General features: G+C 69.9%; 8 protein-coding genes. All 8 read left to right on the top strand.

The window, feature by feature from the left end; translation table 11 throughout:
• Nucleotides 1–38 precede the first annotated feature (38 nt).
• Nucleotides 39–3,098, top strand: a complete 3,060-nt coding sequence (gene uvrA / locus ACF08M_RS03655; RefSeq protein WP_392183580.1) for an excinuclease ABC subunit UvrA — start codon at nucleotides 39–41, stop codon at nucleotides 3,096–3,098.
• Between the two features lie 437 nt (nucleotides 3,099–3,535).
• Nucleotides 3,536–3,964, top strand: a complete 429-nt coding sequence (locus tag ACF08M_RS03650) for a Rieske (2Fe-2S) protein (RefSeq protein WP_392183579.1) — start codon at nucleotides 3,536–3,538, stop codon at nucleotides 3,962–3,964.
• A 143-nt stretch (nucleotides 3,965–4,107) separates the two neighbouring features.
• Nucleotides 4,108–6,183, top strand: a complete 2,076-nt coding sequence (gene uvrC, locus ACF08M_RS03645; protein WP_392183578.1) for an excinuclease ABC subunit UvrC — start codon at nucleotides 4,108–4,110, stop codon at nucleotides 6,181–6,183.
• Nucleotides 6,180–7,163, top strand: coding sequence for an RNase adapter RapZ (gene rapZ / locus ACF08M_RS03640; protein WP_392183577.1), 984 nt, complete (start codon nucleotides 6,180–6,182; stop codon nucleotides 7,161–7,163). Before uvrC ends, rapZ begins: the two co-directional genes overlap by 4 nt.
• Nucleotides 7,160–8,194, top strand: coding sequence for a uridine diphosphate-N-acetylglucosamine-binding protein YvcK (gene yvcK, locus ACF08M_RS03635; protein WP_392183576.1), 1,035 nt, complete (start codon nucleotides 7,160–7,162; stop codon nucleotides 8,192–8,194). Before rapZ ends, yvcK begins: the two co-directional genes overlap by 4 nt.
• On the top strand, nucleotides 8,185–9,174 hold the full coding sequence (gene whiA, locus ACF08M_RS03630; protein ID WP_018104603.1) for a DNA-binding protein WhiA: 990 nt from the start codon (nucleotides 8,185–8,187) through the stop codon (nucleotides 9,172–9,174). Before yvcK ends, whiA begins: the two co-directional genes overlap by 10 nt.
• Nucleotides 9,175–9,435: 261 nt before the next feature.
• Complete coding sequence (gene gap, locus ACF08M_RS03625; protein WP_392183575.1) at nucleotides 9,436–10,443, top strand: type I glyceraldehyde-3-phosphate dehydrogenase; 1,008 nt, start codon at nucleotides 9,436–9,438, stop codon at nucleotides 10,441–10,443.
• Nucleotides 10,444–10,552: 109 nt separating this feature from the next.
• The gene (locus ACF08M_RS03620; RefSeq protein WP_392183968.1) at nucleotides 10,553–11,764 is read left to right on the top strand and encodes a phosphoglycerate kinase; all 1,212 of its coding nucleotides are present in this window, start codon (nucleotides 10,553–10,555) and stop codon (nucleotides 11,762–11,764) included.

Raw genomic sequence — 11,764 nt, 5'->3', positions numbered from 1 at the left:
CAGTTCCCCCATTTCTCTCTAGAAAGGTGCGGACCGGCGTGGCCGACCGTCTCATCGTCCGTGGCGCTCGCGAGCACAACCTCAAGAACGTCTCGCTCGACCTCCCCCGCGACTCCCTCATCGTCTTCACCGGGCTTTCCGGGTCGGGCAAGTCGTCTCTCGCGTTCGACACGATTTTCGCCGAGGGCCAGCGACGCTACGTGGAGTCCCTCTCCTCATACGCCCGCCAGTTCCTCGGCCAGATGGACAAGCCGGACGTCGATTTCATCGAGGGGCTCTCGCCCGCCGTCTCCATCGACCAGAAGTCGACCTCGCGCAACCCGCGCTCCACGGTCGGCACCATCACCGAGGTCTACGACTACCTCCGGCTGCTCTTCGCCCGGATCGGCAAGCCGCACTGCCCGGAGTGCGGCCGGCCCATCTCGCGCCAGTCGCCGCAGGCCATCGTCGACAAGGTGCTCGGCCTGCCCGAGGGCAGCCGGTTCCAGGTGCTCTCGCCACTGGTGCGCGAGCGCAAGGGCGAGTTCGTCGACCTCTTCGTGGATCTGCAGACCAAGGGGTACAGCAGGGCCCGGGTCGACGGCGAGACCATCCATCTCTCCGAGCCGCCCAAGCTGAAGAAGCAGGAGAAGCACACCATCGAGGTGGTCATCGACCGCCTCACGGTGAAGGACAGTGCCAAGCGTCGGCTGACCGACTCGGTCGAGACCGCGCTCGGGCTCTCCGGCGGCATGGTCGTGCTCGACTTCGTCGACCTCCCCGAGGACGACCCGGAGCGCGAGCGGATGTACTCCGAGCACCTCTACTGCCCGTACGACGACCTCTCCTTCGAGGAGCTGGAGCCGCGCTCCTTCTCCTTCAACTCGCCCTTCGGCGCCTGCCCCGACTGCACGGGCATCGGTACGCGCATGGAGGTCGACCCCGAGCTGATCGTCCCCGACGAGGAGAGGTCGCTCGACGGGGGAGCGATCCACCCCTGGTCGCACGGCCACACCAAGGAGTACTTCGGCCGGCTGATCGGCGCGCTCGCCGAGGCGCTCGGATTCCGTACGGACATCCCGTGGGCGGGGCTGCCGCAGCGCGCCAAGAAGGCCCTGCTCTTCGGCCACAAGATCCAGACCGAGGTCCGCTACCGCAACCGGTACGGGCGCGAGCGCGCCTACACCACCCCCGCCTTCGAGGGGGCGGTGCAATTCGTCAAGCGGCGGCACTCCGAGGCCGAGAGCGACTCCAGCCGGGAGCGCTTCGAGGGATACATGCGCGAGGTGCCCTGCCCGACCTGTGAGGGCACCAGGCTCAAGCCGATCGTCCTCGCGGTGACGGTGATGGAGAAGTCCATCGCCGAGGTCTCCGCGATGTCGATCAGCGAGTGCGCCGAATTCCTCGGCCGGATGAAGCTGAACGCCCGCGACAGGAAGATCGCCGAACGGGTGCTGAAGGAGGTCAACGAGCGGCTGAGGTTCCTGGTCGACGTCGGCCTCGACTACCTCTCGCTGAGCCGCGCGGCGGGCACCCTGTCCGGCGGCGAGGCCCAGCGCATCCGGCTGGCCACCCAGATCGGCTCCGGCCTGGTCGGCGTGCTGTACGTGCTGGACGAGCCGTCCATCGGCCTGCACCAGCGGGACAATCACCGGCTGATCGAGACCCTGGTCCGGCTCCGGGACATGGGCAACACGCTCATCGTCGTCGAGCACGACGAGGACACCATCAAGGTCGCCGACTGGGTCGTCGACATCGGCCCCGGCGCCGGTGAGCACGGCGGCAAGGTGGTCCACTCCGGATCGCTCAAGGAACTGCTGGGCAACGGCGAGTCGATCACCGGTCAGTACCTGACCGGCACGAAGTCGATCGCGATGCCCGGCATCCGGCGCCCCGTCGACCCGACGCGCACCCTCACGGTGCACGGTGCCCGGGAGAACAACCTCCAGGACATCAACGTCTCCTTCCCGCTCGGTGTGCTCACCGCCGTCACGGGTGTCTCGGGTTCCGGAAAGTCGACGCTGGTCAACGACATCCTCTACACCCACCTGGCACGCGAGCTGAACGGCGCCAAGTCGGTCCCCGGCCGGCACACCCGGGTCGACGGGGACGACCAGGTCGACAAGGTGGTGCATGTCGACCAGTCGCCCATCGGCCGTACGCCCCGGTCCAACCCGGCCACGTACACCGGCGTCTTCGACCATGTCCGCAAGCTGTTCGCGGAGACGATGGAGGCGAAGGTGCGCGGCTATCTGCCGGGCCGATTCTCCTTCAACGTCAAGGGCGGCCGCTGCGAGAACTGCTCCGGCGACGGCACCATCAAGATCGAGATGAACTTCCTGCCGGATGTGTACGTCCCGTGCGAGGTCTGCCACGGAGCGCGCTACAACCGGGAGACCCTGGAGGTCCACTACAAGGGCAAGTCCATCGCCGAGGTGCTGGACATGCCGATCGAGGAGGGCCTGGAGTTCTTCGAGGCCGTCCCGACGATCGCCCGCCACCTCCGTACGCTCCACGAGGTCGGCCTCGGATACGTCAGGCTCGGCCAGTCCGCGCCGACGCTCTCCGGCGGCGAGGCGCAGCGTGTGAAGCTCGCGAGCGAGCTGCAGAAGCGCTCCACCGGCCGCACCGTCTACGTCCTGGACGAGCCGACCACGGGTCTGCACTTCGAGGACATCAACAAGCTCATCAAGGTGCTCTCCGGGCTGGTCGAGAAGGGCAACTCGGTGATCGTCATCGAGCACAACCTCGACGTGATCAAGACCGCGGACTGGGTCATCGACATGGGCCCCGAAGGGGGCAACGGCGGCGGTCTGGTCGTTGCCGAAGGAACCCCGGAGCAGGTCGCCGGGGTTCCGGCCAGCCACACCGGCAAGTTCCTCCAGGACATCCTGGACCCGGACCGGGTGAGCGAGGCCGTGGTGCCGGCCGCCCGCAAGCCGGCGCGGAAGGTGGTGGCGAAGAAGTCGGTCGCCGCGAAGGCGACCCCGGCCAGGAAGACGGCCACGGTCAGGACGAGCGCGGGCCAGGCCGCGAAGCCGGCCACGGCCAAGACCGCCACGACGGCTGCGGCGAAGAAGCCCATGGCCAAGAAGGCGACCCGCGCACGCAAGGCCTGACGCCGCTGGTCCACAGGCTCGCCTCCGAGAGCGGAAGGCGACCCTGCGCGCGGCATGACGGCCATGTGCCCAGGCGGCGGCCCCCGGAGCCCGGGGGCCGCCGCTTCTGCCGGTGAGGGCCCGCCCCTCACCGAAGCACGGGGCACGAGGCACGGGTACGGGTGTGCGCCCGGCGCCTTGCCCCACCCGCCCCGCCAGGTGGCCGGCCCACCTGTGCCCCCGCGTTCCCACCCGCCGCGATCCGGGCGGCCGCCCCTCCTGGCCAGGGACAACGGGCCGTGGGCAGCCCGGCCGCCGGGCCCCCGGGCTCCGCCGGTATCGTCGGTTCTGTCACCGATGGCTCCGCATATCCGCGGTACCTCCGGTATCCCGCGGCGCCTCGGTCGCCCCCGGTGACCCTCTGCACCCTGCCCCGCCCTCTGACCAGTGGAGACCGCATGCCCGGCCAGCCCGCCGCCCGCCGTACCGTGCTGAAGGGCGCCGCTCTCGCCGGCGTCGCCGGGCTGGGAGCGGCCGCCTGCTCGACCGATTCGAAGCTCGGCCACGCCGAGACTCCGACGCCGACCGCCCCCGTCGAACTCGGTGCACCGGAGGAGGTTCCGGTCGGCGGATCGAAGCTCTACCGCGACCAGCGGGTCATCGTCACCTGCCCGGCCAAGGGCCAGTACAAGGCGTTCAGCGCCCAGTGCACCCACGCCGGTTGCCTGCTGGACAAGGTCGAGGAGAACGTGGGGAACTGCCCCTGTCACGGCAGCCACTTCGACACCACGACCGGCAAGGCGATGCGCGGCCCGGCGACCGCGCCGCTGCCCTCCGTCCCGGTCAGGGTCGAGGGCGGAAAGCTCGTCGCGGGCCCCGACGCCTGACCGTCGCCACCGGGAGACCCCGTGGCCGACGACGGCACCCCCTGACCCGTGCTCCGGGGCGCGCTCCCGCAACCCGCGCCGCGGAGCACGGCAGCTCGGCCGGGCAGGCCGCACTGTCGGTGCCCGCAAGTAGGGTGGGGCACATGGCAGACCCCTCCAGCTACCGCCCCAAGCCGGGACAGATCCCCGACTCCCCGGGGGTCTACAGATTCCGCGACGAACACCGCCGGGTGATCTACGTCGGAAAGGCCAAGAACCTGCGCCAGCGCCTGGCCAATTACTTCCAGGACCTGGCCGCGCTCCACCCCCGTACGCGCACGATGGTCACCACGGCCGCCTCGGTGGAGTGGACCGTCGTCTCCACGGAGGTCGAGGCGCTCCAGCTGGAGTACTCCTGGATCAAGGAGTACGACCCCCGGTTCAACGTCAAGTACCGCGACGACAAGAGCTATCCGTATCTCGCGGTCACGCTGGGCGAGGAGTTCCCGCGCGTCCAGGTCATGCGCGGAGCCAAGAAGAAGGGCGTGCGCTACTTCGGTCCGTACGGGCATGCCTGGGCGATCCGGGAGACGGTCGACCTGATGCTGCGGGTCTTTCCGGTGCGCACCTGCTCCGCCGGAGTCTTCAAGAACGCCGCCAGGACCGGCCGCCCGTGCCTCCTCGGGTACATCGGCAAGTGCTCGGCCCCCTGCGTGGGCCGGGTCACCCCCGAGGAACACCGCGAACTGGCGGGCGGCTTCTGCGACTTCATGGCCGGCCGCACCGGCACGTACATCCGCCGCCTGGAGAAGGAGATGACGGCGGCGGCCGAAGAGATGGAGTACGAGCGGGCGGCCCGGCTCCGCGACGACGTGGAGGCCCTCAGGCGGGCCATGGAGAAGAGCGCCGTCGTCCTCGCCGACGCCACCGACGCCGACCTGATCGCGGTCGCCGAGGACGAGCTCGAAGCCGCCGTCCAGATCTTCCATGTGCGCGGCGGCCGGGTGCGCGGCCAGCGCGGCTGGGTCACCGACAAGGTCGAGAACGTCGACACCTCGGGCCTGGTCGAGCATGCCCTGCAACAGCTGTACGGCGAGGAGACGGGCGACTCCGTCCCCAAGGAGGTCCTTGTCCCGGCCCTCCCCGAGCACTCCGACGCGGTCTCCCAGTGGCTCGCCGACCGCCGCGGTTCCCAGGTCAGCCTGCGCATCCCCCAGCGCGGCGACAAGAAGGACCTGATGGCGACGGTCCAGCGCAACGCCCAGCAGGCCCTGGGGCTGCACAAGACCAAGCGCGCCTCCGACCTGACGACCCGCTCCCGCGCCCTGGAGGAGATCGCCGAGGCGCTCGGCCTCGACACGGCTCCGCTGCGCATCGAGTGCTTCGACATCTCGCATCTCCAGGGCGACGACGTGGTCGCGTCCATGGTCGTCTTCGAGGACGGGCTGGCCCGCAAGAGCGAGTACCGCCGCTTCCAGATCAAGGGCTTCGAGGGCCAGGACGACGTCCGGTCGATGCATGAAGTGATCGGCCGCCGCTTCAAGCGGTATCTCCAGGAGAAGGAGCGGACGGGGGAGTGGGAGGAGACCCCCGCCCCGACCGGCGCCCTCCCAGTGCCGCAGACCGCCTCGATGGTCCTGACCGCCCCGGCCGCCCCGGCCGCCGGCCCGGACACCTCCCCCGATCCGGAGGCCGAGCCCCGCGAGGACGACGGCCGTCCCAAGCGGTTCGCCTATCCGCCGCAGCTCGTCGTGGTCGATGGTGGCCAGCCGCAGGTCGCCGCGGCCAAGCGCGCCCTCGACGAGCTCGGGATCGACGACATCGCCGTCTGCGGCCTCGCCAAGCGCCTCGAAGAGGTCTGGCTGCCCGAGGACGACGACCCCGTCGTCCTGCCCCGCTCCAGCGAGGGCCTCTACCTCCTCCAGCGCGTCCGTGACGAGGCCCACCGCTTCGCGATCACGTACCAGCGCGCCAAGCGGGCCAAGCGCATCCGGTCCAGCCCCCTGGACGCCGTCGCCGGTCTCGGCGAGACCCGGAAACAGGCGCTGATCAAGCATTTCGGCTCGGTGAAGAAGCTGAAGCAGGCGACAATCGACGAGATCTGCGAGGTTCCGGGGATAGGCCGCAGAACGGCGGAATCAGTGGTTGTCGCCCTGACCTCGGCCGCCCCGGCCGCGCCCGCCGTGAACACGGCGACAGGAGAGATCATTGAAGAGGACGACGGGGGCAGCACCACATGACTGAGCACGAACACGAAGCCGGGCACGGATACGAAGCCGGGCACGACAGCACCGAGCGAGCAGACGGAGCGGGACACGTGAGTACGGGCACCACGATCGACACGGGCGACGGGAACGCCGCCATCCCCGAGCTGGTGATCATCTCGGGGATGTCGGGCGCCGGGCGCAGCACCGCGGCCAAGTGTCTGGAGGACCTCGGCTGGTTCGTCGTCGACAACCTGCCGCCCGCCCTGATCCCCACCATGGTCGAGCTCGGTGCCCGCTCGCAGGGCAACGTGGCCCGGATCGCCGTCGTCGTCGACGTACGCGGCCGTCGGTTCTTCGACAATCTCCGCGAGTCCCTCGCCGACCTGGAGGCCAAGCACGTCACCCGGCGGATCGTCTTCCTGGAGTCCTCCGACGACGCCCTGGTCCGCCGCTTCGAGTCGGTCCGCCGCCCGCACCCCCTCCAGGGCGACGGCCGGATCGTCGACGGCATCGCCGCCGAGCGCGACCTGCTGCGCGAGCTGCGCGGCGACGCCGACCTGGTGATCGACACCTCCAGCCTCAACGTGCACGAACTGCGCGCCAAGATGGACGCCCAGTTCGCCGGCGAAGAGGAGCCGGAGCTGCGCGCCACGGTGATGTCCTTCGGCTTCAAGTACGGCCTGCCGGTCGACGCCGACCTGGTGGTCGACTGCCGCTTCCTGCCCAACCCGCACTGGGTCCCCGAGCTGCGCCCGTTCACCGGGCTCAACGAAGAGGTCTCCGCCTACGTCTTCGACCAGCCCGGCGCCAAGGAATTCCTCAACCAGTACACGGAACTGCTCCAGCTCATCGCCGCCGGGTACCGCCGCGAGGGCAAGCGCTACGTGACGATCGCCGTCGGCTGTACGGGCGGCAAGCACCGCTCGGTCGCCATGTCCGAGAAGCTCTCGGCCCGGCTCGCGACCGAAGGCATCGAGACCGTCCTCGTGCACCGGGACATGGGGCGCGAGTGACCAGTCGTAATCTGCGCCTGCGGCGGCTGCGCAGAGCCACCTCTGCACTGTCCGCCCGCAAGCGCGGCGCGCAGCCCAAGGTCGTCGCCCTCGGCGGCGGCATGGGCCTGTCCGCGTCGCTCGCGGCGCTCCGCCGGATCACCGGCGATCTCACGGCCGTGGTCACCGTCGCGGACGACGGCGGCTCCAGCGGCCGGCTCCGGGAGGAGCTCGGCGTCCTGCCGCCCGGCGACCTCCGCAAGGCGCTGGCCGCCCTGTGCGGTGACGACGACTGGGGCCAGACCTGGGCCCGGGTCATCCAGCACCGCTTCCAGTCCAAGGGCGATCTGCACGAGCACGCGGTCGGCAATCTGCTGATCGTCGCCCTGTGGGAGCAGTTGGGCGACCACGTCCAGGCCCTGGACCTGGTCGGCAAGCTCCTCGGGGCGCACGGCCGGGTGCTGCCCATGTCCGCCGTGCCGCTGGAGCTCCAGGCGCTCGTACGGGGACACGACCCGGCCCGCCCGGACGACGTGGACACCGTATGCGGCCAGGCCACCGTGGCGCTCACCCCCGGCGAGGTGCAGTCCGTCCACGTCGTCCCGCCCGACCCGCCGGCCGTCCCCGAGGCCGTTGCCGCGGTCCTCGACGCCGACTGGGTGGTGCTCGGCCCGGGGTCCTGGTTCTCCTCCGTGATCCCGCATCTGCTCGTGCCGGAACTGCTGGACGCGCTTGTCGAGACCAAGGCCCGTAAGGTCCTCTCGCTCAACCTCGCACCGCAACCCGGTGAAACTGATGGCTTCTCTCCGCAGCGTCATTTGGAGGTTTTGGGACGACACGCCCCTAAACTCGCCATGGACGTGGTGCTGGCCGACGAAGCCGCCGTGCCCGATCGTGAGTCCCTCGCCGACGCCGCCCAGCGGCTCGGCGCCGCGGTCGAGCTGGCGCCGGTGGCCTCACCCGACGGTGTTCCGATCCATGATCCGGAGCTGTTGGCCGCCGCGTACGACCGTATTTTTCGGATGCATGGAAGGATCGGCCCATGGCGATGACGCCGGCGGTGAAGGACGAAGTCTCCCGGCTTCCCGTGACCCGGACCTGCTGCAGGAAGGCAGAAGTCTCGGCGATTCTTCGGTTCGCGGGTGGGCTGCACCTGGTGAGCGGCCGGATTGTGATCGAGGCGGAGCTGGACACCGCGATGGCGGCGCGCCGGCTGAAGCGGGACATCCTGGAGATCTTCGGGCACAGCTCGGAGCTGATCGTGATGGCTCCCGGCGGGCTGCGGCGCGGCTCGCGCTATGTCGTACGGGTGGTGGCGGGCGGCGATCAGCTGGCCCGCCAGACCGGCCTGGTGGACGGCCGGGGCCGGCCCATCCGCGGGCTGCCCCCGCAGGTGGTCTCGGGGGCGACCTGCGATGCCGAGGCCGCCTGGCGCGGAGCCTTCCTGGCCCATGGCTCGCTCACCGAGCCGGGCCGCTCCTCCTCGCTGGAGGTGACCTGCCCGGGCCCGGAGGCGGCGCTCGCGCTGGTCGGGGCGGCCCGCAGGCTCTCCATCGCGGCGAAGGCCCGCGAGGTGCGCGGGGTCGACCGGGTCGTCGTCCGCGACGGCGACGCCATCGGCGCCCTGCTCACCCGACTCGGCGCCCATGAGTCGGTGCTGGCCTGGGAGGAGCGGCGGATGCGCCGCGAGGTCCGCGCCACCGCCAACCGGCTCGCCAACTTCGACGACGCCAACCTGCGCCGTTCCGCGCGGGCCGCGGTCGCCGCGGGCGCCCGGGTGGGGCGTGCGCTGGAGATCCTGGGCGAGGAGGTGCCCGAGCATCTCGCGGCCGCGGGGCGGCTGCGCATGGAGCACAAGCAGGCATCGCTGGAGGAACTGGGTGCGCTAGCCGACCCGCCGTTGACCAAGGACGCGGTCGCCGGCCGGATCCGCCGGCTGCTGGCGATGGCCGACAAGCGGGCCCAGGATCTGGGTATCCCGGGCACGGAATCCACCCTCAGCGAGGAGCTCGCCGACGGTCTGGTGGGGTGATCCGCGAAGGTGTTGAAATCGGCCGAATCCAGAACGCGCGGCGCTCTCGGGACTGTTGACTCTCCGTAGTCGCTGCTGTGTGTACGGCCGAGTGTTCGGAGGCCCGTAACTCCTGGCGAGGGGTACGGGCCTCGGCGGTTCCGACGGCCCCGCTCGATGTCACTGAGGGGCCGCCGGAGAGGTAGGGTCGGAGGCGGTCGGGGACATCTCATACAACTCGCCGGGGTGGAAACCCCGCGTACCTAACGAGGAGATTGGTTCGTGACGATCCGCGTAGGCATCAACGGCTTTGGCCGCATCGGGCGTAACTACTTCCGCGCGCTGCTGGAGCAGGGTGCGGACATCGAGATCGTGGCTGTCAACGACCTGGGTGACACCGCGACCACGGCACACCTTCTGAAGTACGACACGATCCTGGGCCGTCTCAAGGCCGAGGTCGGTCACACCGCCGACAGCATCACCGTCGACGGCCACACCATCAAGGTGCTCTCCGAGCGCAACCCGGCCGACATCCCCTGGGGTGAGCTGGGCGTCGACATCGTCATCGAGTCGACCGGCATCTTCACCAAGAAGGCCGACGCCGAGAAGCACATCGCTGGTGGCGCCAAGAAGGTCCTCATCTCGGCCCCGGCCAAGAACGAGGACATCACCATCGTGATGGGTGTCAACGAGGACAAGTACGACGCGGCCAGCCACCACGTCATCTCCAACGCGTCCTGCACCACCAACTGTGTCGCGCCGATGGCCAAGGTCCTCGACGAGAACTTCGGCATCGTCAAGGGCCTCATGACGACGGTTCACGCGTACACGAACGACCAGCGCATCCTGGACTTCCCCCACTCCGACCTGCGTCGTGCCCGCGCTGCCGCGGAGAACATCATCCCGACCACGACGGGTGCCGCCAAGGCCACCGCTCTGGTGCTCCCGCACCTCAAGGGCAAGCTCGACGGCATGGCGATGCGTGTCCCGGTCCCGACCGGTTCGGTCACCGACCTGGTCGTCACGCTGGACCGCGAGGTCACCCGCGACGAGGTCAACGCCGCCTTCCAGAAGGCCGCCGAAGAAGGCCCGCTCAAGGGCAAGCTGGCGTACACCCAGGACCCGATCGTGTCCTCGGACATCGTCTCGGACCCGGCCTCCTGCACCTTCGACTCCCTGCTGACCATGGCAGAGGGCTCGCAGGTCAAGGTCATCGGCTGGTACGACAACGAGTGGGGCTACTCCAACCGCCTCGTCGACCTGACCGTCTTCGTCGGCAGCCAGCTCTGACCGTCGGACCGGCAGGAACTTCGAAGTGAGCACGGGGCTCGAACAGCGCAACGAGGCGCCGTTCGAGCCCCGTTGCATGCTCTCCCGCCCTCCCAAGGAGTCCAGCAAGATGAAGACGATCGACGAACTTCTCGCCCAAGGGGTCACCGGTAAGCGGGTATTCGTCCGCGCCGACCTCAACGTGCCGCTGAGCGGCACCACCATCACCGACGACGGCCGTATCCGCGCCGTCCAGCCGACCGTGGAGAAACTCGCCGCGGCCGGTGCGCGGGTCATCGTCGCCTCGCACCTGGGCCGCCCCAAGGGCGCCCCGGACCCCGCCTTCTCCCTGGCACCCGCCGCGGCCCGTCTGGGTGAACTCCTCGGCGCCGACGTGGCCTTCGCGACCGACACGGTCGGCGAGTCCGCCCGGGCCACGGTCGCCGCGCTCGCCGACGGCAAGGTCGCCGTCATCGAGAACCTCCGCTTCAACCCCGGTGAGACCTCGAAGGACGACGCCGAGCGCGGCGCGTTCGCCGACCGGCTCGCCGAGCTCGCCGATGTGTACGTGGGCGACGGCTTCGGCGCCGTACACCGCAAGCACGCCTCGGTCTTCGACCTCCCGGCCCGGCTGCCGCACGCCGCCGGCGACCTGATCGCCACCGAGGTCGGCGTCCTGAAGAAGCTCACCGAGAACGTCGAGCGCCCCTACGCCGTCGTGCTCGGCGGCTCGAAGGTCTCCGACAAGCTCGGCGTCATCGACCACCTGCTGGAGCGTGCCGACCGCATCCTCATCGGCGGCGGCATGGCCTACACCTTCCTCAGGGCCCAGGGCCACGAGGTCGGCAGTTCCCTCCTCCAGGAGGACCAGATCCCGGCGGTGCTGGAGTACCTCAAGCGCGCCGAGGAGAAGGGCGTGGAGTTCGTGCTCCCCGTCGACGTCGTGGTCTCCGAGCGGTTCCCGGACCTCGGCACGAAGGCTCCGACCGAGCACCGCACCGTGCCCGCGGACGCCATCCCGGCCGGTTTCATGGGCCTGGACAACGGCCCCGAGACCAACAAGCTGTACGCCTCGAAGCTCGCCGACGCCGTCACCGTCTTTTGGAACGGTCCGATGGGCGTCTTCGAGCATCCCGACTACGCCGAGGGCACCCGGGCCGTCGCCCAGGCCCTCGTCGACTCCTCGGGCTTCAGTGTCGTCGGTGGTGGCGACTCCGCCGCGGCCGTCCGCATCCTGGGCTTCGACGAGAACGCATTCGGACACATCTCGACCGGTGGCGGCGCCAGCCTCGAATATCTCGAGGGCAAGACGCTTCCCGGTCTCGCCGCACTGGAGGACTGA

Source organism: Streptomyces sp. NPDC015032 (assembly GCF_043080425.1).
Taxonomy (GTDB): Bacteria; Actinomycetota; Actinomycetes; order Streptomycetales; family Streptomycetaceae; genus Streptomyces.
Note: the sequence above shows the minus strand (reverse complement) of the source record. Positions and strands in the feature narration are given on the sequence as shown.